At 64.8% G+C, this 25,098-nt stretch carries 21 protein-coding genes; 16 read left to right on the forward strand and 5 right to left on the reverse strand.

Features of this window, described 5'->3' with window-relative positions; genetic code table 11:
• Nucleotides 1-5: 5 nt before the first annotated feature.
• Complete coding sequence (locus PQ457_RS14520; RefSeq protein ID WP_273617507.1) at nucleotides 6-1,004, reverse strand: lysylphosphatidylglycerol synthase domain-containing protein; 999 nt, start codon at nucleotides 1,002-1,004, stop codon at nucleotides 6-8.
• Between the two features lie 83 nt (nucleotides 1,005-1,087).
• Between PQ457_RS14520 and PQ457_RS14525 the strand changes: the two genes are divergently transcribed.
• The 6 genes from PQ457_RS14525 (at nucleotide 1,088) to PQ457_RS14550 (ending at nucleotide 8,851) form a co-directional block, all read left to right on the forward strand.
• Complete coding sequence (locus PQ457_RS14525; protein WP_273617508.1) at nucleotides 1,088-3,712, forward strand: MMPL family transporter; 2,625 nt, start codon at nucleotides 1,088-1,090, stop codon at nucleotides 3,710-3,712.
• The gene (locus PQ457_RS14530; protein ID WP_273617509.1) at nucleotides 3,709-4,452 is read left to right on the forward strand and encodes a polysaccharide deacetylase family protein; all 744 of its coding nucleotides are present in this window, start codon (nucleotides 3,709-3,711) and stop codon (nucleotides 4,450-4,452) included. Before PQ457_RS14525 ends, PQ457_RS14530 begins: the two co-directional genes overlap by 4 nt.
• Nucleotides 4,453-4,561: 109 nt before the next feature.
• On the forward strand, nucleotides 4,562-5,575 hold the full coding sequence (locus PQ457_RS14535) for a hypothetical protein (RefSeq protein WP_273617510.1): 1,014 nt from the start codon (nucleotides 4,562-4,564) through the stop codon (nucleotides 5,573-5,575).
• A 3-nt stretch (nucleotides 5,576-5,578) separates the two neighbouring features.
• On the forward strand, nucleotides 5,579-6,103 hold the full coding sequence (locus tag PQ457_RS14540) for a DUF2141 domain-containing protein (protein WP_273617511.1): 525 nt from the start codon (nucleotides 5,579-5,581) through the stop codon (nucleotides 6,101-6,103).
• Between the two features lie 143 nt (nucleotides 6,104-6,246).
• Complete coding sequence (locus tag PQ457_RS14545) at nucleotides 6,247-7,440, forward strand: glycosyltransferase (protein ID WP_273617512.1); 1,194 nt, start codon at nucleotides 6,247-6,249, stop codon at nucleotides 7,438-7,440.
• A 100-nt stretch (nucleotides 7,441-7,540) separates the two neighbouring features.
• Nucleotides 7,541-8,851 (forward strand): dipeptidase, encoded by a 1,311-nt coding sequence (locus tag PQ457_RS14550; RefSeq protein WP_273617513.1) that lies wholly within the window; start codon nucleotides 7,541-7,543, stop codon nucleotides 8,849-8,851.
• 265 nt (nucleotides 8,852-9,116) lie between these two features.
• On the opposite strand, the gene PQ457_RS14555 is transcribed toward PQ457_RS14550, so the two are convergent.
• Nucleotides 9,117-11,474: a S8 family peptidase gene (locus PQ457_RS14555; protein WP_273617514.1), complete on the reverse strand. Its 2,358-nt coding sequence runs from the start codon at nucleotides 11,472-11,474 to the stop codon at nucleotides 9,117-9,119.
• A gap of 183 nt (nucleotides 11,475-11,657) precedes the next feature.
• Here PQ457_RS14555 and dapD point away from each other — a divergent pair, with 183 nt between their 5' ends.
• The 5 genes from dapD to PQ457_RS14580 all read left to right on the forward strand — a co-directional run bounded on the left by dapD (nucleotide 11,658) and on the right by PQ457_RS14580 (nucleotide 15,786).
• Complete coding sequence (dapD, locus tag PQ457_RS14560) at nucleotides 11,658-12,500, forward strand: 2,3,4,5-tetrahydropyridine-2,6-dicarboxylate N-succinyltransferase (protein WP_273617515.1); 843 nt, start codon at nucleotides 11,658-11,660, stop codon at nucleotides 12,498-12,500.
• Between the two features lie 19 nt (nucleotides 12,501-12,519).
• Nucleotides 12,520-13,335 (forward strand): glutaminyl-peptide cyclotransferase, encoded by an 816-nt coding sequence (locus tag PQ457_RS14565; protein WP_273617516.1) that lies wholly within the window; start codon nucleotides 12,520-12,522, stop codon nucleotides 13,333-13,335.
• Between the two features lie 47 nt (nucleotides 13,336-13,382).
• The gene (locus tag PQ457_RS14570) at nucleotides 13,383-13,820 is read left to right on the forward strand and encodes a potassium channel family protein (protein WP_273617517.1); all 438 of its coding nucleotides are present in this window, start codon (nucleotides 13,383-13,385) and stop codon (nucleotides 13,818-13,820) included.
• A gap of 81 nt (nucleotides 13,821-13,901) precedes the next feature.
• Nucleotides 13,902-15,224: a NupC/NupG family nucleoside CNT transporter gene (locus PQ457_RS14575; RefSeq protein WP_273617518.1), complete on the forward strand. Its 1,323-nt coding sequence runs from the start codon at nucleotides 13,902-13,904 to the stop codon at nucleotides 15,222-15,224.
• A 4-nt stretch (nucleotides 15,225-15,228) separates the two neighbouring features.
• Nucleotides 15,229-15,786: a thermonuclease family protein gene (locus PQ457_RS14580; RefSeq protein WP_273617519.1), complete on the forward strand. Its 558-nt coding sequence runs from the start codon at nucleotides 15,229-15,231 to the stop codon at nucleotides 15,784-15,786.
• A 323-nt stretch (nucleotides 15,787-16,109) separates the two neighbouring features.
• Here PQ457_RS14580 and PQ457_RS14585 read toward each other — a convergent pair whose 3' ends face one another.
• Nucleotides 16,110-17,438: a nucleotide sugar dehydrogenase gene (locus tag PQ457_RS14585; protein WP_273617520.1), complete on the reverse strand. Its 1,329-nt coding sequence runs from the start codon at nucleotides 17,436-17,438 to the stop codon at nucleotides 16,110-16,112.
• A gap of 152 nt (nucleotides 17,439-17,590) precedes the next feature.
• On the opposite strand from PQ457_RS14585, the gene wecB reads away from it, so the two are divergent.
• Together wecB and wecC are read left to right on the forward strand one after the other, a co-directional pair.
• Entirely contained in the window at nucleotides 17,591-18,730 is a 1,140-nt protein-coding gene (wecB, locus tag PQ457_RS14590) for a non-hydrolyzing UDP-N-acetylglucosamine 2-epimerase (RefSeq protein WP_273617521.1), read from the forward strand.
• On the forward strand, nucleotides 18,727-20,028 hold the full coding sequence (gene wecC, locus PQ457_RS14595) for a UDP-N-acetyl-D-mannosamine dehydrogenase (protein ID WP_273617522.1): 1,302 nt from the start codon (nucleotides 18,727-18,729) through the stop codon (nucleotides 20,026-20,028). Before wecB ends, wecC begins: the two co-directional genes overlap by 4 nt.
• 264 nt (nucleotides 20,029-20,292) lie before the next feature.
• Here the strand turns inward: wecC and PQ457_RS14600 are convergent, their stop codons facing one another.
• Both PQ457_RS14600 and PQ457_RS14605 read right to left on the reverse strand, forming a co-directional pair.
• Entirely contained in the window at nucleotides 20,293-21,045 is a 753-nt protein-coding gene (locus PQ457_RS14600; protein WP_273617523.1) for a molybdopterin-dependent oxidoreductase, read from the reverse strand.
• Entirely contained in the window at nucleotides 21,042-21,905 is an 864-nt protein-coding gene (locus PQ457_RS14605; RefSeq protein WP_273617524.1) for a cytochrome b/b6 domain-containing protein, read from the reverse strand. Before PQ457_RS14605 ends, PQ457_RS14600 begins: the two co-directional genes overlap by 4 nt.
• A gap of 737 nt (nucleotides 21,906-22,642) precedes the next feature.
• Here PQ457_RS14605 and PQ457_RS14610 point away from each other — a divergent pair.
• The 3 genes from PQ457_RS14610 to PQ457_RS14620 all read left to right on the forward strand — a co-directional run bounded on the left by PQ457_RS14610 (nucleotide 22,643) and on the right by PQ457_RS14620 (nucleotide 25,025).
• On the forward strand, nucleotides 22,643-23,398 hold the full coding sequence (locus PQ457_RS14610; protein ID WP_273617525.1) for a sugar transferase: 756 nt from the start codon (nucleotides 22,643-22,645) through the stop codon (nucleotides 23,396-23,398).
• Between the two features lie 284 nt (nucleotides 23,399-23,682).
• A complete protein-coding gene (locus tag PQ457_RS14615; RefSeq protein ID WP_273617526.1) occupies nucleotides 23,683-23,940 on the forward strand; it encodes a hypothetical protein in 258 nt (85 codons plus the stop codon).
• Between the two features lie 470 nt (nucleotides 23,941-24,410).
• Nucleotides 24,411-25,025 (forward strand): polysaccharide biosynthesis/export family protein, encoded by a 615-nt coding sequence (locus tag PQ457_RS14620; RefSeq protein ID WP_273617527.1) that lies wholly within the window; start codon nucleotides 24,411-24,413, stop codon nucleotides 25,023-25,025.
• Nucleotides 25,026-25,098: the final 73 nt, after the last annotated feature.

The raw sequence follows: 25,098 nt of genomic DNA on the forward strand, positions 1-25,098 counted from the left end.
AGATCTCACCCCTCCGCCGCATCCCCCCGCCGCCGCGCCCGATATTCCAGCACCGGCCACATCAGCAGCGACAGACCGAAAGCCAGCTCGCGCAACCGCAAAATCAAACTCAGCGCCAGCGCCTGAGGCGCGGCCACGCCCATCGCGGCCCCGGCCAGCACTGCCCCCGCTTCTTGCATGACCAGACCGCCGGGGACGAAGAAGAGGATCATGCGGGCGGCGGTGGCGGCGCTTTCGATGGCAAAGGCGGCAAAGAGCGAGAGGTTCATGCCGAACATATGGGCCGCGATCCAGACCTGCACCCCGGACATGCTCCATGCGAAGAAATGGAGGATGATGGCCAGCGGCAGCCCGGTGCGCTGGCGGGCCAGCTCGCGGCGCATCAGGTGGATTTCGGCGCGCAGGCGGCGGCCGGTGCGGGTCTGGATAAAGCGGCGATGATGGGCGCTGCCCCGCCAGACCCGCCATCCGACATAGGCCAGCGGCGGCACCGCCAGCAGCCCCCACCACGGCGATGCGCCGGACGAAGGCGTCGAGGGCGCAACCTGCTCTCCCCAATGCCCCCAATGATACAGCACATAGGCGGCCAGCCCCATATAGGGCAGTTCGGCAATCACCTCGGCGATGATGTCGAGCGCGCGCAGGGCCACCGCCGCGCGCCCTCGCCCGCCCAGCAGCACCACCGCCCGCGCGCCCACCACATCGCCAAGGCCGGGGGGAAACAGCAGCAGGCTGTGCGCCGCATCGCGCACCAGCCGCGCAATCAGGCTGGAGCGGAAGGGGATGCCTACCTTGAGCGCCTGCTGCGCGGCGGTGCAAAGCAGGATCGCCGCAAATTGCACCGGCAGGATCGCCAGCACCGCCAGCGGGTCGATGGTCGCCACGGCCTGGGCAAACATGTGCCGCAGCCCGCTGTTGGCCGCCACCATGCCCAGCAGGCCGGCAAGCAAAAGCACCGAGGGCAGAATGGCGCTCCACCGGCGGCTGGATCTGGTTTCAGTCATGGGGCGGCGCGATAGGAGCATACGTCGCTTTGGGCAAGGTTGTGCCTTGTTTGCGCCCCAGTTTTCGGTCAGAGCAGGCCGCGATGATCACCGCCCGATTGACCCCCGCCATCCTGCGCGCCATCCGCGCGGCATCCCATCGCCCTGCGGCCACGCTGATTCTGGCGCTGGCGCTGGTGGCGGGCGCGCTGGCCTATGTGGCGGGGCATTTTGCCATGACCACCGACACGGGCGAGTTGATCAGCGCAAAAACGCCATGGCGTCAGGATGGCGCGGCGATCGAGGCGGCCTTTCCGCAGTTGAAGGATTCGATCCTTGTCGTGGTCGACGGGCAAACGCCCGAACTGGCCGAGGATGGCGCGATCCGGTTAAGCGAGGCGCTGGACAAGCTGGGGCCGAAGGGGCCGGTTGTGGCGGTGCGGCGGCCCGATGGGGGCGCGTTCTTTGACCGCTCGGGCCTGCTCTTTGCCGATCTGCCCGAGGTGCAGCAGACCACGCAGCGCCTGATCGACGCCCAGCCCCTGCTGGGCGGGCTTGCGGGCGACCCCAGCCTGCACGGCATTGCCGCGACCATCGACACCGTGGCCGACGGCGCGGCGCGCGGCACGCAGGATGCCTCGCGCCTTGCCGATCCGCTGGGCAAGCTGTCGGTCGCGATTGACGCCAAGCTTTCGGGCAAGGTGCAATATTTCTCGTGGCAGCGGATGTTTTCGACCGACAAGGGCTCGCTCGCCCCGCCCACGCGCCGTTTGCTGATCGTGATGCCGCGCATGGATTATGGCGATCTGGAGCCGGGCGCGGCCGCCGTCGAGGCTATCCGCGCGCAGGCCGCCGCGCTGGGGCTGGATGCCGCGCATGGGATGCGCGTGGGCATCACCGGCGAAGTGCCGCTGGCCGACGAGGAATTCGCCTCGATCCGCGAGGGCATGGGGATGATCGGGCTGGGGATGCTGGGGGCGATGCTGGCCTGCCTGTGGCTGGCCACGCGCTCGGCCAAGATCGTGGGCGCGATCATGGTGACGATCATCGCAGGTCTGGCCATCACGCTGGCGCTGGGGCTGCTGGCGGTGGGGCGGCTCAATCTGATTTCGGTGGCGTTTATTCCGCTGTTCGTCGGGCTGGGGGTGGATTTCGGCATTCAGGTGGCGGTGCGCTTCAACCATGAGCGCCGCGCCGGGGCCGCGCCGATGGAGGCGCTCGAACGCATGGCCGCCGCGATTGGCGAGCCTTTGTCGCTCGCGGCGGCGGCGATTTTCCTCGCGCTGGGGGCGTTTCTGCCCACCGATTATGTCGGCATTGCCGAGCTTGGCGTGATCGCGGGCATGGGCATGATCGTCGCCTTCATGCTCAACATCACACTGCTGCCCGCGCTGCTGATGGTGCTGCGCCCGGCTGTTCCGGCGGCCGATGTCGGCTGGGCCGGGGCCGCGCCGCTTGATGCCTTTCTGCACCGGCATCGGCGCGATGTGCTGATCGCTTTTGTGGGCGCCATGCTGCTTTCGGTGGTCACGCTGGTCTGGGTCAAATTCGACTTCAACCCGCTGCACCTGCGCAACCCGCACAGCCCGGCGATGCGCGAGCTCTCGATCCTGATGAAGGATGCCGACCGCACACCCAACACGATCACGATCCTGGCCCCCAATGTGGCCGCCGCCGATGATCTGGAGGCGCGTCTGGCCCGCCGCAAGGAAGTGGCCCGCGCGATCACCATCGACAGTTTCGTGCCCGAGGCGCAGGGGGTCAAGCTCGCGCTGATCTCGGATGCCTCGCTGCTGCTGGATGCAACGATCAATCCTTTCGACTTTCCGCCCGCCAGCGATGATGCCGCCACCGTGGCCGCGCTGAACAAGGCGGCGGGGTCTTTGAAAGCGCTGGCCGCGCGGCCCGGCCCGGTCGCTGCGCCCGCCGCGCATCTGGCCGCCAGCTTTACCGCTCTGGCCGCCGCAAGTCCTGCCCAGCGCGAGGCGGTGAGCGCCATGCTGGTGCCGCCGCTCAATCTGACGCTGGACAAGATCCGCGCCTCGCTGACCGCCACCGAGGTGACGCGCGAGAACCTGCCCGAGGACATCCGCCGCGACTGGCTGGCCAAGGACGGGCGCGCGCTGGTGCAGGTGACGCCGCAGGTGGACGGCGCCGGGAACGGCACCGACAATGCCGCCATCGAACGCTTCACCGCCGCCGTGCGCGCCGAGGCGCCGCGCGCCACCGGCCTGCCCGTGGCGACGCAGGAGGCGGCCAAAACCGTGGCCCATGCCTTCATCACCGCGGGCATTCTGGCGCTGGCGCTGGTGTCGCTTCTGCTCTGGCTGGTGCTGCGCTCGGTGCGCGAGGTGGCCTTCACGCTGGCCCCTGTTGTGCTGTCGGGCTTCCTCACGCTGGGCACATGCGTTGCCATCGGCCAGCCTTTGAACTTTGCCAATATCATCGCCTTTCCGCTGCTCTTCGGGGTGGGCGTGGCGTTTCACATCTATTTCGTGATGGCGTGGCGTTCGGGCGTGGGCGATCTGCTCCAGACCTCGCTGGCCCGCGCGGTTTTGTGCAGCGCGCTGGCGACCGGCTCGGCCTTTGGCGCGCTGTGGTTCAGCGCCCATCCCGGCACGGCCAGCATGGGGCTGATCCTGATGCTATCGCTGGTCTGGACGCTGATCTGCGCGCTGATTTTCGAGCCTGCGCTGCTTGGCCCGGTCCATAAGAAGGAAAAGCCATGAGCCGCGAAAAGATCCTTCTGGCCTCGATCCACGATGTCGGCCCGCGCGCCGAGGCGCAGGTCGATCAACTGGCCGATCTGCTGGCCGATCTGCTGGGCGGCATGAATTTCGCCATGCTGATCGTGCCCGATCACTGGGGCGAGGCGCCGCTGGCGGGCAACGCGGCCTATCAGGCCAAATTGCGGCGCTGGGCCGATATGGGCGTGGAAATGTTCGTCCATGGCTGGTTTCACAAGGATCTGGCCCAGCACAGCGGCATGGCGGCCTTCAAGGCCAAGCATATGACCGCCAGCGAGGGCGAGTTCCTCGGCCTTTCGCAGGCCGAGGCGGCGCGGCGGATGGCCGACGGGCGCAAGCTGATCGAGGATATCATCGGGCGCGAGACGGCGGGCTTTATCGCGCCGGCATGGCTTTATGGACCGGGCGCGATGGCGGCGCTGGCCGAATCGGGCTTTCCTCTGGCCGAGGATCATATGCGCGTATGGCGGCCCGAAACCGGCGAGACATTGGCGCGCGGCCCGGTGGTGACATGGGCCAGCCGGACGCGGGGGCGCCAGCTTTCCTCGCGCTTCTTTGCCTCTCTCGCGCGGGTGGGGCTGCATGGGCTGGATGTGGCGCGCATCGCGGTGCATCCGGGCGATACCACTGTTCCGGCGCTGATTTCCTCGATCCGGGCAACCTATTCCAGCTTTGCCGCGCGGCGCCGTCCGGCCCGCTACGCCCAGTTGCTGGCAAGCTGAACATCTGCCCCATGGCCCGTTCAGCCCCCGTTAGAACCCAAAAGCCCATAACCATGGCGCAAGTTGCCTACTGGCATTCACCGGCAAAGCCTGCCAAGGCGGCGCCACTATGAGCGACAAGACACCATCGGGCGCGGCACCCTCCGTGGCGGATCAGGAAGCACAACAGATGTTGACCCAAAGCCCCGCCCATGGCGAGGCCCCAGAAACGGCAGCTGAACCGGCCCCCGTCCGCGACATCGCCCTGGAGGAAGCCGACAAGAAGCGCCGTTCGCGTATTGCCGGTTTTGCCAGTTCGCTGATCTCGCTGGCGATTCTTGTGGTGGTGGCGGTGCGGCTGCTCGATCTCAACCCCAAGGGGCTGATCGAGATGGTGCCGCGTTCGGCGCCGTTCTGGATCGTGTTTGCCATCAATTACATGATGCCGCCGCTGTCGGAATGGGTGATCTATCGCCGCTTGTGGCGCATCCCGGCCGCGGGCATCCCGGCGCTGCTGCGCAAGCAGGTGTCGAATGAACTGCTGATGTCCTATCTGGGCGAGGTGCAGTTCTATGCCTGGGCGCGGGCGCGGCTGGGCATGGTGACGGCCCCCTTCGGCGCGATCAAGGACATGGCCATCCTTTCGGCGCTGACGGGCAATATCGCCACGCTGGTGATGCTGGGCGCGGCGTGGAAGATCATCCAGTCGGGCGTGATGGGCAAGGACACGACCACCGTGTTCACCTCGCTGGGCGTGGTGCTGGTGACGTCCTTTGTCATTCTGCTGTTCCGGCAAAAGCTGTTTTCGCTGCCCCGGCGCGAATTGTGGATCATCACCGGCGTCCATTTCCTGCGCATCATCGCCTATGTCGGGCTGACCGCGCTGATGTGGCATCTGGTGTTGCCAGAGGTGGCCTACGGCATCTGGCTGGTGCTGGCCACGCTGCGCATGCTGATTTCGCGCCTGCCGCTTGTGCCTTATAAAGACGCCGCTTTTTCGGGGCTTGCCATCTTCCTGATGGGGCATGATGATCAGATTTCATACCTGTTGGCGATGATGGCTGTTCTTTACCCGATTGCCCATATTATCGTTGGCACGGTATTTGCCACTGTCGACCTTATCACCTCGCGCAAAGAAGGATAAAGCATGGCCTTGTTGTTGCCCCTGATCCTTGCCGCCGAAGCGCCGGCCAAGCCGGCGGTGCCGCTGGCCTCCACGCCCGAGCTGGGCAAGGCGGAGGGCAAGTGCCGGGCGGGCGAAAGCGGACCGGCGTTCCTTGTCGATGTTGTCGGTTTGAAGGACCGCACCGGCAAGCTCAAGCTTGAGGTCTATCCCAACAATGACGCCGATTTCCTGATGGATGACAATGTGCTCGTCTATCAGGGAAAGGCTTTCCGCCGGGTCGAGGAAGAAACGCCCGCCAGCGGCAATGTCCAGATCTGCGTACGCGTGCCGGGGCCGGGGCCCTATTCGATCATGCTGCTGCACGACCGGGACAACAACCGCAAGTTCGGCTGGTGGGTCGATGGCATCGGCTTTGCCTCGAACCCGCGCCTTGGCTGGCACAAGCCCAAGGCCGCCGCGACCAGGGCGGTGGCGGGCAATGGCCCCACGCGCATTTCCATCACGCTCAACTATCGCAACGGTCTGGGCATGTCGCCCATCAACTGATGCCGGTTAACTGATGCAGGCGTGACACACCGTGTCACGCCCGGCGCCCTCCCTCTTGCGCTTTGCCCCGCCAGAGGCCACATGCGCCCCGGATGTTATCGGACATCGGAAATGCAAACCTGTCCGGCGACAGGAGGGGCCAGTTGCGGATCGTTGATGTTTGCGCCTTTTACACGCCCCATGGCGGCGGCGTAAAAACCTATGTCGAGCAGAAGATGCGGATTGGCCCGGAACTGGACCATGAGATCATCATCCTTGCCCCCGGCGACCGGCATGAGGTGATCGAGCGCGGCCCCATGGCGCGGATCGTGACGATCCCGGCGCCGCGTTTTCCGCTGGATCGCAAATATTGGTATTTCAAGGACGAAGAGGCGCTGCACGCGGCGATCACCGCGCTGGCGCCCGATTTCCTTGAGGTTTCATCCCCATGGCGCAGCGCCAGCATGGTGGCTCGCTGGCCCGGCGATGCGCCGCGCGCGCTGGTGATGCATGCCGATCCGCTCTCGGCCTATGCCTATCGCTGGTTCGAACCGATCATGAGCCGCGAGGCCATCGACCGCAGCTTCGAGCCTTTCTGGAAGCACCTGCGCGAGCTGGGCCATCAGTTTGAGCGCGTGGTCTGCGCCAGCGCGGAATTGCGCGACCGTCTGGCGGCGGGGGGCGTGGCGCATACGGTGCTGCATCCGATGGGGATTGAGGCGGGATTGTTCAGCCCGAAACGGCGCAGCCCGACGCTGCGGCGGCGGTTGCTGGAAATGTGCGGATTGCCTGAAAGCGCCAAATTGCTGATCGGCGTGGGGCGGCTCAGCCCGGAAAAGCGCTGGCCGATGATCGTGGACGCGGTGGCTGCGGCCAGCCAGTCGATGCCGATCGGGCTGGTGTTGCTGGGCGCGGGCAACCAAAAGGCGCGGATTTTGAAGCAGGTGGCGGGCAATCCGCATATCAAGCTGCTGAAACCCGAAAAGGACCGCGCCAAATTCGCCACCATTCTGGCCAGCGCCGATGCGCTGATCCATGGCTGCGAGGCCGAAACCTTCTGCATGGCCGCCGCCGAGGCGCGGGCCAGCGGGGTGCCGGTGATCGTGCCCGATCGGGGCGGGGCGGCCGACCATGCGCGCGGCGGCGCGGGCGTCACCTACAGCGCGGGCAGCGCCATGGCGGCGGCGCGCGCCACGCTGCGCCTGCTGCGCAACCTGCCCAAGGCCCCGCCCGAGGTGAAGGTCGTCTCGACCCAGGGCCATTTCGAGGCGCTGTTTGCCGATTACGCCAAGGCCCGGCGCGGGCAAGGACCAGAGGGCGCCGAGGAATATCTTTCCGAAAAGGCCGAAGTCGCCTGAGTTTACCTTACACTGATGTTGATACGCGCTTTGCCCCTCTTGCGCAGGGGCAGGCGATGGCCTCTTGTGCGCGCCAAATCCTTCCTGCTGCGGAGCTTTCATGCGACACGCGATTACCAGCGCCCTTGCCTTCCTGCTTTCCACCGCTCTTTCGCCCTCGGTCGTGCTGGCCGCCCCGGCCCAGACGCCCGAACAGATCGCGGCGGCCGCGCTGAAGGAGGCCCCGGTGTGGGACGGCCATATCGACGTGCCCGAACAATTGCGCGACCGGCGCCACGACGTGCTCAAAGGCTTTGATTTCCACGACACCACCCGCGAACCGGGCGATGACAAGTGGAACACCAATACCCAACCCGGGGCCAAACCCGCCATCGTGCCGATGCAGACCGATCTGACCCGCATGAAGCAGGGCCATCTTCAGGCCGTGTTCTGGTCGGTCTATGTCTCGGCGGCGCTCAACGATCAGCAGGCCGTGCAGGCGACGCTGGAACAGGTCGATGTGATGAAACGCATCATCGCGGCCAATCCGGCCGAGATGCAGCTCTGCGTCGACGCGGCCTGCGTCGAAAAGGCATGGAAAGCGGGCAAGGTCGCCAGCCTGCTGGGGGCCGAGGGGGGCCATTCCATCGGCGGCTCGCTGGCCGTGCTGCGGACCCTGCATGAAATCGGCGTGCGCTATATGACGCTGACGCATTTCAAGACCACGCCATGGGCCGACAGCGGCACCGACGCGCCCCAGCACAATGGCCTGACGCCCTTCGGCAAGGATGTCGTGCGCGAGATGAACCGGCTGGGCATTCTGGTCGACCTCTCGCATGTCAGCCAGAAGACCATGCTGGACGCGCTGGAGGTTTCGGGCGCGCCGGTGATCTTCTCGCACTCCAACGCGCAGGCGATTTCCGGCCATCCGCGCAATGTGTCGGACGAGGTGCTGGACAAGGTCAAGCTGAACGGCGGCGTGGTCGCGGTCAATTTCTACCCCGGCTATATCAGCCCCGGCCAGTACACATGGAACGCCCAGCGTGCGGGCGAAATGGCGCGGCAAAAGGCGCTGCACCCCGACCGGCCCGACATCGCCGCCGCAGCGCTGGCCGATTGGGAAAAGGCCAACCCCAAGCCGGTCGCCACGCTGGCCGATGTCGTCGCCCATATCGACCATATCAAGCAGCGCATCGGCATCGACCATATCGCGCTGGGCTCGGATTTCGATGGCGGATCGGTGGGGCTCCAAGGCCTGCCCGACACCTCGGCCTACCCCGCGCTCTTTGTCGAACTGGCGCGCAAGGGCTACACCAAGGAGGATCTCAAAAAGATCGCCAGCGGGAATTTCCTGCGCGTCCTGAAGGCGGCGGAAGCCTATGCGGCGGCGCATAAGGGGGATCCGGCGATTGAAAATCCGACGGTGTTTTAATTCGGGCGTTTTTTTTGCCTCCGGCGGGCAAAGGGACTCGTCCCTTTGCAATCCCGTTAATGGGGTGGTGAATGTTGGAGAGGTTAGGGTTTGTTGATGGTTTGAAAGCCTGCGGCGCGGCGAGGTACAGCGATGACCTCACCGCGCCGCAGGCTTTCAAAACCATGATACGCGCGCCACGTTGCCACCCAAGCGCACCCCAAAAAACGGGATTGTTAAGGGCCCCCGCCCTTAACCCGCCGGAGGCACCCTCCAACCGAAAACCCTAAAACCCCTTCTTCCACCCCAAACTCACCCCCCGATCATCGGGCAGCGCGGCATAATGCCCCGGATTGCCGCGCCAGAACAGGTTCAGCCCCGCCGAGCCACCCTTTAACGGAAACTGCCAGGCCAGTTCGGCATCCACCTCGCGCCCCGTTGGCGTCAAAGACAGCCGCCGCATCCCCCAGACCGCGCCCGTGTCATAGTCATAGGCGACCGGCAGGTAGAAATTCATGCCGCCGCGCTCCACGCGCAGCGGTTGTGAAACACGCAGCGCCAGCACATCGCCGAATTTGAAGAAATTGGCGATCGAGCCATCGACCACCCAGCCGTTGGACACCAGCCCCGACCCCGCGCCGATAAAGCCCGAGCCGCGCACCTGGGTAAAGCCCTGGCGCCATGCCGCGCCGAAATGGAAATCGGGATAGGGCCGCCAGCCGAGCGCTGCATCCACAAACACCGTATCGGCCCCATGCGCCCCCAGCGCCGGATTGAACCGCGCGCCCAGAATGCCGCGCTGCTCGCTCATCCAGCTTGCGCCCAGACTGGCCTCGACATCGCCCCGCCGCCGGTCCAGCACCAAGCCGAAGCGCTGCACAAGATCGCGGCTCTCATTCTGGCTGGACGCGCCCAGCGCCTGCCATGGCGCGCCGGTCCAGCCATAGCCCTGCTGGCCCATGACCGTCAGGCCCCATTGGCCCAATCCCCGCCGGATCGCCAGCGAGGTCTCGCCGCTGCGGAAAAAGCCGGTGTCCTCCAGCGGATTGCCCGCCACCATAAAGGCGGGCCGATCCTGCCCCTGCAGGGAGGCCACGATCCCGTCGGCCCCCTGCGCCATGGCAAAGCCCATCGACAGGCCCGGCGCCACCCGCGCGATCACCCGCCCGGCCAGCACGCGGGCCGCCGCCGCATCCTCCTGGCTCAGCCGCAGTGCCCCCGACCATGGCAGCGCCAGATCGCGCGCGGTGGCGTCCACCGTAAAGGCCATCGCCACCGCGCCGCCGCCCAGCGCAAAGCCGCGATTCCGGTTCACCAGCGCCGGGGCCAGTTTGGGCATCAGCGACGCGCCGCGCAGCCCGTTGGCCAGATTGACCCCAAAGGCCCGCCCATAGGCATCCAGCACCACCGAGGCGACCGAAGCGCCCTGCGCCGCATCGCCCATCGCGGGCGACATGACCGCGCTGGTGCCGCCCAGCGCCACTTGCGTCGCGGTGCCCGCGAGCGAGGTCGCCCCTTGCGCATTGAAGGCCGCCGCAATGTCCAGCCCCCCGCGCCCATAGGTCGTATCCTGTCCGGCAGCGCCCAGATCGGTGGCGGTGTTGAGCAGGATCGAGACTGCCTGCGCGGCGGTCAGATTGGGAAAGGCCTGGCGCAGGAGCGCGACCGCGCCCGCGATCTGGGGCGCGGAAAAACTGGTGCCTTCATAGACCGTTGTATAGGTCGTGCCGCCCGATACCGTGGTCTTGATGACCCCGTTTTCATATTGGCAGCAGATCTGTTCGCCCAGCGCCGTCAGATAGTATGGCGCCTCTGTCCCGGCCCGGTTGGAAAAGCTGGAGATGACATTGGTCGATCCCACAGAGCCGGCGATGATGACATTGCCGTTGCCCGCCGCGCGCACGCCCGAGGCGAAGGGATCGACCTGTGCGGACGCATCATTGCCCGCCGAAACCACCACCACCACGCCCGCCCCGGCGGCCGCGGCAATCGCATTGGCAACATTGGCATTGGGGCTTGATCCGCCCAGCGACAGGTTGATGACCTTGGCCCCGGCGGCGATGGCGGCGGTGATGCCCTGGGCGATGGCATTGTCGTTGAAACTGCAACCCGCGCTGCTGGCGCAGGTGCCTGCGGTGTCGACGCGCATGGCCGCGATGGTGGCGTTGAAGGCCATGCCCATCACCCCCACCCCATTGCGCGCGGCAGCGGCCACCAGCGCGACAATCGTGCCATGGTCGCTGTCGGGATTGTTGAGGCCGCGGCTGCCCGCCAGATCGGTCGAGGCCGAGGAAATCCGCCCGGCGAATTCAGGATTGGTGGTGTCCAGCCCCGAATCGACAATGCCGATGGTCACGCCCTGCCCGCTGGCGCCTGCGGCCCATGCGGTGATCGCGCCATGCTGGGATGGGCCGGTCGAACGATTGTATTCGGCGGTCTGGAAACTGGCCGAAGGCGTGGGGGTGATGATCGCGCCGGGAGAGACGGTTGCCGTTGGCGTTGGCGTGGCCGTCGCGGTCGGCGTGGCGGTGGCGCTGCTTGTGCCGCTGGGCGTGGAATTGACCGACCCGCCGCCCCCGCCGCAGGCCGCCAGACCCGCCAGACCCGCGCCCACCACCGCCGTCAGCGGCAGGCGACGAACCATCGCCAAGGACCTGTTCAACCCATCCCGATTCATAGACCCATCCCCTGTGTCCCTCCTTCCTGCACCCTTTCGGGTAAACACCGGGTAACGATCCTGCCTTCACACTTGTTCTATGGCGCGTCAGGCGATAGGCGCTGTGGTCAAACAGGCTTATGCCGCCCCCTTCGCAAAGAGGCCAAGACCATGACCGACTTTACCAACCTTGCCGCCGCCATCGAGGCCGCCTGGGAAGCCCGCGACACCGTCACCCCCGCCAGCGCCGATGTGCGCAGCTCTGTCGAGGCGGCCTTTGGCCTGCTGGAATCGGGCGCGGCGCGCGTGGCTGAAAAGATCGACGGGCAATGGGTGGTCAATCAGTGGCTGAAGAAGGCCGTGCTGCTCTCGTTCCGCCTGAATGATAATGCGGTGGTGCCGAACGGTTCGGCCGGCGCGCCCGCGTTTGACAAGGTGGCCAGCAAGTTTGACGGCTATGACGACGCCAAGTTCCGCGAAGGCGGCTTCCGCGTGGTGCCGGGCGCGGTGGCGCGTGCGGGCTCGTTCATCGGCAAGAACGTGGTGCTGATGCCTTCGTTCGTCAACATCGGCGCCTATGTGGGCGAAGGTTCGATGGTCGATACCTGGGCCACGGTCGGCTCCTGCGCCCAGATCGGCAAGGGCGTGCACCTGTCGGGCGGCGTTGGCATCGGCGGCGTGCTTGAGCCGCTGCAGGCCGGGCCGGTGATCATCGAGGACGGCGCTTTCATCGGCGCGCGCAGCGAAGTGGTTGAGGGCGTCATCATCGGCGAGGGCGCGGTGCTTTCGATGGGCGTGTTCATCGGCGCATCGACCAAGATCATCGACCGCGCCACCGGCGAAGTCCATATCGGCCGCGTGCCGCCCTATTCGGTGGTCGTGCCCGGCTCGATGCCCGGCAAGCCGCTGCCCGACGGCACGCCGGGGCCGAGCCTCTATTGCGCCGTGATCGTCAAGACCGTGGACGCCCAGACCCGCGCCAAGACCGGCATCAACGATCTGCTGCGCGACTGATCCGGGACCGCAAAGGCTCATGAAAAAGCGCGCCCTCGCTCTGCTGCTCGCTGTTCTGGCTCCGCTGGGGCTGGCCTCCTGCGGCGCGGCGGAGGCCCAGAGCGCGCGCGCGCCCAAAACGCCGATGGCGGCGGCGCAGGTGCTGCGCCGCCTGCCCCATGATCCCCATGCCTATACCGAGGGGCTGTTTATCCATGGTGGACAGCTCTTTGAAAGCACCGGCATGGAGGGGCGCTCCAGCCTGCGCCGGGTTGATCTGGCCACGGGCCGGGTGCTGGAAAAGACCGACCTGCCGCGCCCCCTGTTCGGCGAGGGGATTGCGCCGTGGCGCGACCAGATCCTGATGCTGACATGGCGCGACGGGCTGGGCTTTCGTTTTACCCGCGCCGGGTTCAAGCCCATCGGCCGCTTCACCTATCTGGGCGAGGGCTGGGGCATGACGGCGCGGCCCGATGGGGCCGAACTGATCATGTCGGACGGCAGCAACACGCTGCGCTTCCTTGATCCGGCCACCTTCCGCACCCGCCGGATGCTGAGCGTCACCGCCGACGGGATCGGGGTGGACATGCTCAACGAACTGGAATGGGTCAATGGCGAGATCCTCGCCAATGTCTGGATGACCAGCCGGATTGCGCGGATTGATCCCGTAACGGGCCGGGTCAAGGGCTGGATCGACCTTGCCGCGCTGGCGCGTGAGGCAGGCGCCACCGGCCCCGATCAGGTGGCCAACGGCATCGCATGGGACGCGGTGGGCAAGCATCTTTACGTCACGGGCAAGGAATGGCCGGTGATGTTCGAAATCGCCCCGCCCGCCCCCGCGCGCCGCCCCAATTGACGCGCCACATGGACAAAGCGGCCTGAAACCGCCATGTCTGGGGTCTGATGGGCAACAATCTGTTCCTGCAATTTGCGGTTTCCTCGGCCATGGTCGTGCTTTGCGTGATCGTGCATGGCTTTGGCCTGTTTGGCCTGACCCGCGCTCTGCGCAGCGAGGCCAATGTCGAGCGTTTGCGCAATATCCGCCCGCTTTCGCCGCGCGGGGCGATTTTCACGCTCTCGATCGTGGTGGCGATCATCGCGCTGCATGGGGTGGAAATCTGGGCCTTCGCGCTGGTCTATTTCACGGTGGGCGCGGTGCAGGGGCTCGAGCCTTCGCTCTATTTCTCGACCATCTCCTATTCGACCGTGGGATACAGCGACATTCACATCACCACCCAGTGGCGGCTGATCGGGGCGTTTGAGAGCATTCTGGGGATGCTGCTGCTGGGCTGGTCCACCTCGTTCTTTTTCCGCATGCTGGGGCGCATCGACGCGCATTGATCGCGCATTATGGGCGCTTGCCGCGCGGCGCGCGCTGGATTACCGATGGGCGCTTGCGCCAAGACGGGATAGACCTCTTTCATGCCGATCATCCATAGCCTGCTGGGAATGCTGCTCATTCTGGGGATCGCCTTTGCGCTGTCCTCCAACCGGCGCGCGGTGCGGCCGCGCGTGGTGCTGGCCGCTTTCGGGCTTCAGGCGGGGCTGGCGGCGCTGGTGCTCTATGTGCCGGCGGGCAATGCGGCGCTTCAGGTCGTGGCGGGCGGAGTGTCCTCGCTCCTGGCCTATGCCCATTCGGGGGTGGATTTCCTGTTCGGCCCCTTGGCGAAACCGGAGATCGGCGGGGCCAGCTTTGCCATTTCGGCGCTGCCGGTGATCATCTTCTTCGCCTCGCTGATCTCGATCCTCTATTATCTGCGCATCATGCCGCTGGTGATCCGCTGGATCGGGGGCGGCCTTGAAAAGATCACCGGCATCAGCCGGATCGAATCGCTATGCGCGGCCAGCAATATCTTTGTCGGCCAGTCCGAGGCGCCGTTGGTGATCCGGCCCTATCTGGCTGCGCTCTCGCCTGCGCAATTGTTCTGCGTGATGACCGTGGGCATGGCGGGCGTGGCGGGCACGATTCTGGCCGCCTATGCCAGCATGGGCATCCGCATCGACTATCTGGTGGCGGCCGCCTTCATGTCGGCGCCGGGCGGGATCTGCATGGCCAAGATCATGATGCCCGATCCGCGCACGCCGCCGCCGGTCGATGGCGATCTGCCCGACAATATCGTGCCGCCCGCAGGACTTGCCGCCGCCGCGCTCAACCGCGCCGATGTGACGCATCAGCCCGGCGTGCATGTCGATGAGCCGGTTCCGCTGGCCCATGACGAGGAGCGCCCCGCCAATATCATCATGGCGGCCAGCGAAGGCGCGCAGACCGGCGTGAAACTGGCCGTGGCGGTGGGCGCGATGGTGCTGGCCTTTGTGGCGCTGGTGGCGCTGGCCAATGGCATCGTGGGGGGCATTGGGCATTGGGTCGGCATCCCCGATCTCTCGTTCCAGAAATTGCTGGGCTATCTGTTTGCGCCGATCTTCAGCCTGCTGGGCGCGCCGACATGGGCCGAGGCGATGCGCGCGGGCGGGATGTTCGGCACCAAGATCGTGCTCAACGAATTCGTCTCCTTCATCGATCTGGGCCAGGCCAAGGAATTGTCGGCCAAGACGGTCGCCATCGTCACCTTTGCGCTTTGCGGCTTTGCCAATTTCTCGTCCATCGCGATCCAGATGGCCGTGACCGGCAGCCTTGCCCCCAACCAGCGGCCGCTGATCGCCAAGATGGGGCTGAAGGCGCTGGCGGCGGGCGCGCTGTCCAACCTGATGAGCGCGGCGCTGGCCGGGCTGTTCCTGTCGCTGTAAAGTCATGAGCCAGCGTTGGGATGACGAATGGGCCGCCGCCATGCCCAAACGCGGGCGGCCAAGGCGCAAGGCAGGCATCGGCACGGTCTTCGTCGTCGTGCTGCTGCTGATGGCAATCAGTGTGGTGAGCACGCGATGGCGGCAATGGAGCGCGCCGCCGCCTACGGGCGTAACAGCCTCGGACCTGAAGCCCAGTGCGCAGGACCGTGAGAGCGCCCATTTCGCGCTGTGCAAGGGCCATGTCCGCGTCACCTGCGTCGTCGATGGCGACACGATCTGGTATCAGGGCGAAAAAATCCGCATCGCCGACATCAACGCCCCCGAAATCAGCCACCCGCAATGCGACTATGAGGAACAGCTTGGCGACAAGGCCCGCGACCGGCTGATGGGCCTGCTCAATGCGGGCGCCTTTTCCGTGGTGAGCGAAGGCAGCCGGGACGTGGACAAATATGGCCGCAAGCTGCGCGACATTACGCGGGGCGGGAAAAGCCTTGGCGAGGTGTTGGTGAATGAGGGGCTGGCCGAGCGGTGGACCGGGCATCGGCGGGATTGGTGTCATTGATTTGGGGTTTGGGTGCCTCCGGCGGGTTAAGGGCGGGGGCCCTTAACAATCCCGATATTGGCTTTGATGCGCCTCGCATTGGCCATGGCTGGTGGGCGCAACGTCACAAATATAAAGCCTGCGGCGCGGAGAGGTTGGACCTTTCAGCGCCGCAGGCTTTCAAATCATAGCAGTAAAAGCAAGTTGGCCAACCTCCCGCCACCCCATTAATGGGATTGCAAAGGGGAGTCTTTGTGGTCGCATCGCTGATGCCAAAAACCGGTTCCCACTTTTTGGCGCGATGCTCCGGTCCCTTTGCCCGCCGGAGGCATCAAACGCCTAAATCAAAGCGTCCAATCCGCCGCATCCCCCAGCTCACCCTTAAGGTCAGCCAGCGTACCGCCCGCGTTCAAAAGCCCGCGCAGAGCCTCCCCGCCCAATTCATAATATTCACGATGCGGCACGGCGAGGACGACCATGTCATAGGTCCGTTCGAGCGCGTCGTGGACGAGCGGGATACCATATTCATGCATCGCCTCATCGGCATCGGCATGGGGGTCGTGAACCGCCACGCCATGGCCAAGACGGCCCAAGGCCGAGACCAGATCCGCCACCTTGGAATTGCGCAGATCGGGGATGTTTTCCTTGAAGGTCAGGCCCAGCATGAGCACGCTGCCGGTCTTGCCGCCACGCGCCTTGTGCAGTTCCTTGGCCACCCATCCGGCCATCCCGTCATTGATCCCGCGCCCGGCCAGAATCACGCGCGGATCAAGACCAAGCTGCTCGGCCCGGTGCGAGAGGTAATAGGGGTCGACGCCGATGCAATGCCCGCCCACAAGGCCGGGCGCGAAGGGCAGGAAGTTCCACTTGGTGCGCGCGGCGGCCAGCACATCCCAGATCGAGATGTCGAGCCGGTTAAAGATCTGGGCGATCTCGTTCATGAAGGCGATGTTGATGTCGCGCTGGGCGTTTTCGATCACCTTGGCGGCTTCGGCGGCCTTGATGCTGGCCGCGCGGAACGTGCCGCCGCTGGTCACGCTGCCATAAAGGTGCGCCACGCGGTCGAGGATTTCGGGGGTCTGGCCCGAAACGACCTTGGTGATCTTGTCGATCGTGTGTTCGCGGTCGCCCGGATTGATGCGTTCGGGGCTGTATCCGAGGAAGAAGTCCTTGCCGCACAACAGGCCCGAATGCGCCTCAAGGATGGGGGCGCAAATGTCTTCGGTCACGCCGGGATAGACGGTGCTTTCATAGACCACCACCGGCACGCGCCCTTCGGCAATCGCGGCGGGCAGCATGGCGCCCACGGTGCGGCTTGCCGCCTCGACCATGCGCAGATCGGGGCGATTGGCGCCGTCGATGGGCGTGGGCACGGTAACGATGTAATAATCGGCCGGGGGGCACACCTGCGGATCGGCGGCCAGAGCCAGCGTGCTGGCGGCCAGGCGGTCGCGGTCGATCTCGCCGGTGCGGTCATGTCCGCTGTTCAATTCGTCGATGCGGCGCTGGTCGATGTCCAGCCCGACCGTCTCGAACTTGCCCGCCAGCGCCACGGCCAGCGGCAGCCCGACATAGCCAAGGCCCACCACCACGACGCGCGTCACGCGCTGGGCCGCATCCACAGAACCAAGCGAAACAGGCGCGGCATCACCCACCGCAACCTTGGAATACATATACGTCAAAGCGAACCCCCTCTGGCGGCTCGGCATGGAATTTGCCGCCAAGGGACTTAGGCCCAAGGCTCTTATATTACGGTTAACACCTGCAAAGCTAAAGCATCACCGGCAAACGCCCCATGAAGGCAACCATAAGGCAGAGTATTCGCATGACCGATCAACCGGCCAAGATTCTCGTTATTTTCGGCACCCGCCCCGAAGCGATCAAATTGTTCACGGTGGTGGCGGCGCTGAAGCAGGATCCGCGATTCGAGCCCATCGTCTGCGTTTCGGCCCAGCATCGCGCGATGCTGGATCAGGTGCTGGAGATTGCCGGGATTGTGCCGGACCACGACCTCGACCTGATGCGCCCGAATCAGACGCTCGATGGGCTGACCGCCGCGCTTTTGACCGAATTGGGCGGCGTGATGGATCGGGTCAAGCCCGACCGCGTGATCGTTCAGGGCGACACGGCCACGGCCATGGCGGGGGCGCTGGCGGCCTATTACCGCAAATTGCCGGTCGATCATGTCGAGGCCGGTTTGCGGTCTGGCAATATCTATCACCCTTGGCCCGAGGAAGTGAATCGCAAGATCATCGGGGGCATCGCCTCTTTGCATTTTGCACCGACCACCACCAGCGAGGCCGCCCTGCTGCGCGAGAATGTTAGCGCGGATCGGGTCCACGTTACGGGCAACACCGTGATCGACGCGCTGCATTGGGTGCTGGGCCGAATCGAGGCGCAGCCTTCGCTGGCCGGCGGACTGGATGAACTGGCCGAGCGGTTCAAGGGCAAGCGCATCATCGGCGTCACCAGCCACCGCCGCGAGAATTTTGGGCATGGCATGGAGAACATCGCCAGCGCCATCCGCCGGATCGCCGAGCGCCCGGATACGGCTATCATCTTCCCGGTGCATCTCAATCCCAATGTGCGCGCGGTGATGAATGAGCGGCTGGTGGGCCTCGACAATGTCGCGCTGATCGAGCCGCTCGACTATCCGCATTTCGCGCGTTTGCTCTCGATGGCCGAAATCATGCTGACCGATTCGGGCGGGGTGCAGGAAGAAGCCCCGGCGCTTGGCAAACCTGTACTGGTCATGCGCGAGACGACCGAGCGGCCAGAGGGCGTTGTTGCGGGAACGGCGCGGCTGGTGGGCACCGATTCTTCGCGTATTGTTTCCGAAATCTTCAGCCTTCTTGACGATAAAGCCGCCTACGAAGCCATGGCGCGCGCCCATAACCCGTTCGGGGATGGGCAGGCATCGCGCCGCATCGTGGACGCGCTGGCGCAGGAGGTATGGGGCGCATGAAATCGGACAAGAAGCCTGACGTTTGTGTGGTGGGGCTGGGGTATATCGGCCTGCCCACGGCCGCGATTGTCGCCCGTTCGGGCTGCCGCGTGCGCGGGATCGACGTCAGCCAGAAAGTGGTGGACACGATCAACCGCGGCGAGATCCATATTGAGGAAGTCGATCTGGACGGCCTCGTCCATGCCGTGGTCGGACGCGGGCTGCTGACCGCCTCACTGGAGGTGGCGTCGGCCGATGTGTTCGTTATCGCTGTGCCGACGCCCTTTGGGCCGAACCACGAACCGGACGTGTCCTATGTGCTGACGGCGGCGCGCTCCATCGCGCCGGTGTTGAAACAGGGCGACATCGTGATCCTCGAATCAACCTCGCCCGTCGGCACCACCGAACAGATCCGCGATCTGTTTGCCGAAATGCGCCCGGATCTCAAGATCCCCGGCCTGACCCGCGACACGCCCGATGTGTCGATTGCCTATTGCCCGGAACGCGTGCTTCCGGGGCGCATCCTGCACGAACTGACCGAGAATGACCGCTCGATCGGCGGCATCACGCCGCGCTGCGCGCGCAAGGCGGTGGGCTTTTACAAGATCTTCGTGCGCGGCCAGTGCATCGCCACTGATGCGCGCAGCGCGGAAATGACCAAGCTGGTCGAAAACGCCTATCGCGACGTCAACATCGCCTTTGCCAACGAACTCTCCATCGTGGCCGACCGCATGGGTCTGGACGTGTGGGAAGTCATCAAGCTGGCCAATCGCCATCCGCGCGTGAATATCCTTTCGCCCGGCCCCGGCGTTGGCGGCCATTGCATCGCGGTCGATCCGTGGTTCATCGTGGCCAGCGCGCCCACCGAAACGCCGCTGATCCGCACTGCGCGCGGCGTGAATGACGGCAAGATCCACCACGTCATCGCCAAGGCCGACGAGTTGATTGCCGCGCATCCGGGCGCCCGTGTTGCAGCGCTGGGGCTGGCGTTCAAGGCCAACATCGACGATTTCCGCGAAAGCCCGGCGCGCCTTGTCGCCGCCACCCTCGCCCGCAAATATCGCGAGCGGATGAGCATCGTCGAACCCTATGCCACGGTTCTGCCCCGCGAATTCGAAGGCACCGGCGCCACCCAGATCGACCTCGACGAGGCGCTGGAGGAATGCGACATCCTTTTGGTGCTGGTGGATCATGATGCCTTCCGTCAGGTCCCGCTGGCCGAGCGCGCAGGCAAGATCGTCTATGACACGCGCGGGATCTGGCCCGATCAGCCCAAGGGTGGGGCCGAGGTCGGTGAAGGATTGCGTTTGGTGGGGTAAGATTTGCCTCCGGCGGGCAAAGGGACTCGGTCCCTTTGCAATCCCGTTAATGGGGTGGCGCGTGGCGGGCAGGCTTGCTTGTAACCGATGAATGGAAAGCCTGCGGCGCGGAAGGGTTGCACCTTCAGGCGCCGCAGGCTTTATTGATTCAAAGGCCGCGCCCGTCACCAAACGCCGCCCTCCAAACACAACACCGACAATATCGGGATTGTTAAGGGCCCCCGCCCTTAACCCGCCGGAGGCAAACATTCAAAAACCAGAACCTCAAATCCCCCCATACCACTGATACCCGGCCACATCCTCCCAATAGCCGCCCTTGCCGCCATAGAGCCCGGCGAGCGTATCGCGCAGTTCGATCCGCATCACATATTTGGCCTGCTTATAGCCCAACTGCCGCTCGACGCGCAGACGGACCGGCGCGCCATGCTCCAGCGGCAATTCGCGCCCGTTCATCGCCCATGCCAGAATCGTCTGCGGGTGGAAGGCATCGATCAGGTCGATGCTCTCGTAATAGGGGACGTCGTCGGTCTTGTCGGCGCAGTGGAACACCACGAATCGCGCGGTCGACATCAGCCCCGCCATGGCCAGCACCTGCCCCAGTTGCGGGCCTTGCCACTGGCCGATGGCGGACCAGCCCTCGACGCAGTCGTGGCGGGTGATCTGGCGGCGCTGGGTCATGGCCTTGAGCGCGGTGAGCGGCAGGTCGAGCGGGCGCTTGACCAGCCCATCGACGCGCAGCGACCAGCGCGCAAACCCATCCGCCGCATGGGCCGCCCATGCCGCATCGCCCTCGGTATTGCCGTTCGAGCGGAAGGTGGGCGACATCTCCGCTTCGCGGAATTCGCGCGCCAAGGCATCGCGGCCCAGCAGCAATCGTTGCGCGGGCTGGTGAAGCCCGGCGGCCCCCTCGACCCAGCCTTCGATTGTGGGCTGCCGCACAATCCGGTCGCAACCCGACAGCAGCAGGCCACCGCCCGCGATCAGGCCCCTCCTCGATAGTGTGGGGCGCGAAATCATGGCCTGCCTCCTTCGCGCCGCCAACCCGTGATCATGCCGCGCAACTGATCGACCGGCCCGGATGCCAGCACCATCGCCAGATGCACCACCACGAACAGCACGATGCCGCAAAGCCCCAGAAAATGCAGCGAACGCGCCGATTGCCGCCCGCCCAGAACATCAAGCAACCAGGGCGCTGCCGCATCCATCCCCGGCGAGAGCGCCAGCCCCGAAGCGATCATCAGCGGCAGCAGCCCAAACAGCACGCCCGCATAGGCAAATTTCTGGAGCACCCCATAGGCCCCGTCATGGAACCGGAAGCGCAGATGGTCGACCACATCGCGCGCAATCGAGCGCGGCGACCATTCCGCCGCCGTGATGTGCAGATCGCGCCGGATATGCCCATTGACCAGCGACCACAGCAGATAGGCCGCCAGCCCCAGCGCCAGCCCCCATGCAAAAGCCAGATGCCAGCTTCGCGCCAGCGCCAGATCATAGGTGGAGGGCAAAGTCATCCAGCCCGGAAAGGCCAGCGCCAATTCGGCCCCATCGGCCCCGCGCGAAAGGCCAAAGACGCCGGTCGTATCGAATGTATGGCCCAGCAACGTGATCCCGCCATGGTTCACGCCTGCCGCATCGGTCCATGCGCCGAATTCCAGCCATGCCGGATCATCATTGGCGCCATAGGCCCCCCAATAGAGTCGCGGATGAGCGTTGAAGATCATCAGCCCGCTCATTGCCATGACCAACAGCACCAAGACATTGATCCAGTGCCACAAACGCGTGGAAAGCCGGTGGCGGCGCACCGGCGCGCGCGGCGCATGGCTGTCCTCGCGCAGGATGCGCCCCTTGAAGGGGGTGAAGTCCTTGTCCTCATCCATCGCGCAAACCTAGGGCAGAGGCCCTCGCGCGGCAAGATAGGACCAAAATCGCGACGTCCATATGTGTGCGGCAGATGGGCGTGACGTAAACTCTCCCGGCATGCGCAATCGCCTCCCGCTTGCGCATGCCGGGATGGCCCGTGCCCGGCCCGATGGCCGGACCGGGCGCGGATGGGCCAGAGAGGACGGCCACTTTCATGGCACGTCCGCCCGGCGCGCCGCATCCAATCCGCCTGTATTTTGCGCGGCTTGCCGGGGGCGCGGCAGCGGCGCCATCCATGGCCAGGACCGGCATGAAGCAGGCATGTTCGCGCGGGGCGGCGTCGATCTGCGCCCCGCTGCCCCGTGCGGCGGGGCATCGGCCTTTGCATATTGCGAATATCCTTCGGCAGGGCAATCGCCATGACGCAACTGCACAATGAACCGGGCGGATTAGGCCCGATCCGGAACCGACCGGGCGGGTTTAACCCACGGCTGCAATCGTCTGTAACAACCGCATAACCACACACTCGCACGCGCAGCAAAACCAAGGCGTCCTGCCGCATTTTTCCAATAAGCCCGATGAAATACAAGAGCTACGGGAAGATCGACGTCAGGATGGACCATCGCTAACCATATAAATCATTCCGACACCACCGGAGCTTTCATCCAGTCTTTGACACCATTTCGGATGCTTAAGAGGTTAACTGCGACGAAAGCACAGACTACGCTGCACTGCACACAAGGGGAATCATTCTATGGTTGCAATGCCTGCGCAATCCATCGCTTCGACGCGTTCGCGTGCCGTCAAGTCCGAAGATCGCCCGGTCCATGGCCAGGCATTCTTCGACTATGATGACTATTCCTCGGAAGAGGACGATGACGATTCCAGCGAATTCTCGACAGGATTCGACTGGTTCCGCATTCTCGACATAGCCTTGTCACTGATCGCCCTGACGGTCTTTGCCCCGCTGCTGCTGGTGGTTGGCATCGCCGTCAAACTGACCAGCGAGGGACCGGCCATCTTTCGCCACCGCCGCATCGGCCGCGACGGACGGGAATTCTATTGCTTCAAATTTCGCACGATGGTCTGCGATGCCGATAAAAGGCTGGCGGTCCTGCTGCGCGAAAATCCGGCAGCGCGCGCGGAATGGGAACGCGATCACAAATTGCGAAATGATCCGCGCATCACGCCAATCGGCGCCTTTCTGCGCAAGACCAGTCTTGATGAACTGCCCCAGATCTTCAACGTCCTGTTGGGCACGATGAGCTGGGTCGGACCGCGCCCGATCGTGGCGGGCGAAATCATCCGCTATGGCCGCCGCTTCAACGCCTATTGCAAGGTCCGCCCCGGCATCACCGGCCTGTGGCAGATTTCGGGTCGCAATGACACGTCCTATCGCCGCCGCGTGGCCATGGATGTGCTCTATGTCCGCACGCGCAGTCCGCTGCTCTACAGCATGATCATTTTCCGCACCATTCCGGCGGTGCTGCGCCAGCATGGGTCCTATTGATCCGGAGAAGCCAGAGCATGCCGTCAGGCTCGGATCAGTAGATGCAAGCCATGTTCGAGACATGATGAAAAGCCGGGTTGGCAGTGGAAGCTCCAGCCCGGTTTTTTGTGTCCCGATCGCACGGGATCGGTACCGGTAACGCGCCGGACGCTCCGTCGAAATCCCTGCCTTAACCGCTTTAAGTATAGTACCTCTGTTGACCGGAGGGTATGATAAACCACTGCTCCTAACGAAAAATAAGGGCAGTTTTTGTAAAAGGAGGCCACAGCAGAAGGATATGTCAAATGAAAATGGACAGCGTGATAGGTCTTTCTTTGGCAGGTGCGGAGGGCGCCGTGTCCAACCATCAAGACAATCGGGTCATTAAGGTGCAGTTCCAGAAGCGCCCGCACCGGGGGCGTATCGTCCCGCATCAGGCTTTGACCGAAGCCGATCGTTTTGATGGCAAATATTCGCCGGCTGTACGGCTTGGCGTGCTGGCCGCGGGCACCGTGGTGACGTGGATGGGGGTCTTTGGTCTGGCCCGCCTGCTTCTGAACTGAACTTTTCCGACAGGATTGCCCGCTCCCGCCCCCCCCCCCGGCGGGGAAGCGCGCGACAGGGCGCTGTTGGGGTTTTCTCTGCCCGACATGACGACCATTCCCATACAGATTGGACCGCTGCGCCCGATCGGCGCATCGAACGGCAGGCGACAGGACATCCCGCCGGATCGGGTCCGATAAATCGCGCGCAGAGAGGCTTTCGCGCATCCCCCTCGCGGCCGCGACGCCGCTAAGCTACCGTATCGCCAAGTATTGTGATCCCCGTTTACCGATCCGCATTCCAGCGATCGCGCCTTTCAAAGCCGTTACTGCCCCGCGCGGCGCCCATTTGCTTCAAAACGAACGCAATTACGGCCTGTTACATATTTTTTCATGCTACGCACAATCACCTCATGCGGTTTGCCGATGCGAACCGGAAACTATCGCCTGATCGCGCCCGCGGCAGGTTATTTGTCAGGAGTGATTGGTCCATGCGCTCAACACCAGCCCGCCGGCACCACCTTGGCCTGGGTCTTGCCCTTCTGTCCTTTCCCATCGGGATGACGCAGGGCGCGGCACAAACCGTCCCCGCGCCGCGCATCAGCGCCGCCAATGTGGCGGAATCGGCCTCGTCTGTGCCGGGCGACTATCACTTTGGTCCCGGTGATCGGCTGCGCATCACCGTTTACGGCGAAACCTCGCTGACCGGGGAATATGCTGTGACCAGCGGCGGCCTGATCTCCTTCCCGCTGATCGGCGATGTGGAGGCGGGCAATCGCACCCGCGGCGAAATTCAGGCCACGATCCACGACCGACTGGCGGCGGGCTATCTGCACGATCCGCGCGTGGCGGTCGAAGTGGTCGATTTTCGCAACTTCTACGTTCTGGGCGAGGTGAACAAGCCCGGCGAATATCCCTACCGCCCCAATCTGTCGCTGGAACAGGCCGTGGCAACGGCCGGGGGCTTTACCTATCGGGCCAGCCACAAGAACATTCTGGTCCGCCACAACAATGAGGACAGCTATCACCCGGTGCAAAATGATCGCTCAAGCCAATTGATGCTGCAGCCGGGCGACACCGTGAAGGTGGGCGAACGCTTCTTCTGATCCCTTGATGCGGGGTGGGCGGGGCAAATGGCACCGCTCTTCCGCGCGAATCCGACACCTGCGGCGGGGCAGG

It is taken from the genome of Novosphingobium humi, from assembly GCF_028607105.1.
GTDB lineage: Bacteria > Pseudomonadota > Alphaproteobacteria > Sphingomonadales > Sphingomonadaceae > Novosphingobium > Novosphingobium humi.

Excerpts from the sequence above, each read along its gene's own strand:
- PQ457_RS14520 (WP_273617507.1), bottom strand. The coding sequence starts at position 1,004 with ATGACTGAAACCAGATCCAGCCGCCGGTGGAGCGCCATTCTGCCCTCG.
- PQ457_RS14525 (WP_273617508.1), top strand. The coding sequence starts at position 1,088 with ATGATCACCGCCCGATTGACCCCCGCCATCCTGCGCGCCATCCGCGCG.
- PQ457_RS14530 (WP_273617509.1), top strand. The coding sequence starts at position 3,709 with ATGAGCCGCGAAAAGATCCTTCTGGCCTCGATCCACGATGTCGGCCCG.
- PQ457_RS14535 (WP_273617510.1), top strand. The coding sequence starts at position 4,562 with ATGAGCGACAAGACACCATCGGGCGCGGCACCCTCCGTGGCGGATCAG.
- PQ457_RS14540 (WP_273617511.1), top strand. The coding sequence starts at position 5,579 with ATGGCCTTGTTGTTGCCCCTGATCCTTGCCGCCGAAGCGCCGGCCAAG.
- PQ457_RS14550 (WP_273617513.1), top strand. The coding sequence starts at position 7,541 with ATGCGACACGCGATTACCAGCGCCCTTGCCTTCCTGCTTTCCACCGCT.
- PQ457_RS14555 (WP_273617514.1), bottom strand. The coding sequence starts at position 11,474 with ATGGTTCGTCGCCTGCCGCTGACGGCGGTGGTGGGCGCGGGTCTGGCG.
- dapD (WP_273617515.1), top strand. The coding sequence starts at position 11,658 with ATGACCGACTTTACCAACCTTGCCGCCGCCATCGAGGCCGCCTGGGAA.
- PQ457_RS14565 (WP_273617516.1), top strand. The coding sequence starts at position 12,520 with ATGAAAAAGCGCGCCCTCGCTCTGCTGCTCGCTGTTCTGGCTCCGCTG.
- PQ457_RS14570 (WP_273617517.1), top strand. The coding sequence starts at position 13,383 with ATGGGCAACAATCTGTTCCTGCAATTTGCGGTTTCCTCGGCCATGGTC.
- PQ457_RS14575 (WP_273617518.1), top strand. The coding sequence starts at position 13,902 with ATGCCGATCATCCATAGCCTGCTGGGAATGCTGCTCATTCTGGGGATC.
- PQ457_RS14580 (WP_273617519.1), top strand. The coding sequence starts at position 15,229 with ATGAGCCAGCGTTGGGATGACGAATGGGCCGCCGCCATGCCCAAACGC.
- PQ457_RS14585 (WP_273617520.1), bottom strand. The coding sequence starts at position 17,438 with ATGTATTCCAAGGTTGCGGTGGGTGATGCCGCGCCTGTTTCGCTTGGT.
- wecB (WP_273617521.1), top strand. The coding sequence starts at position 17,591 with ATGACCGATCAACCGGCCAAGATTCTCGTTATTTTCGGCACCCGCCCC.
- wecC (WP_273617522.1), top strand. The coding sequence starts at position 18,727 with ATGAAATCGGACAAGAAGCCTGACGTTTGTGTGGTGGGGCTGGGGTAT.
- PQ457_RS14600 (WP_273617523.1), bottom strand. The coding sequence starts at position 21,045 with ATGATTTCGCGCCCCACACTATCGAGGAGGGGCCTGATCGCGGGCGGT.
- PQ457_RS14605 (WP_273617524.1), bottom strand. The coding sequence starts at position 21,905 with ATGGATGAGGACAAGGACTTCACCCCCTTCAAGGGGCGCATCCTGCGC.
- PQ457_RS14610 (WP_273617525.1), top strand. The coding sequence starts at position 22,643 with ATGGTTGCAATGCCTGCGCAATCCATCGCTTCGACGCGTTCGCGTGCC.
- PQ457_RS14615 (WP_273617526.1), top strand. The coding sequence starts at position 23,683 with ATGAAAATGGACAGCGTGATAGGTCTTTCTTTGGCAGGTGCGGAGGGC.
- PQ457_RS14620 (WP_273617527.1), top strand. The coding sequence starts at position 24,411 with ATGCGCTCAACACCAGCCCGCCGGCACCACCTTGGCCTGGGTCTTGCC.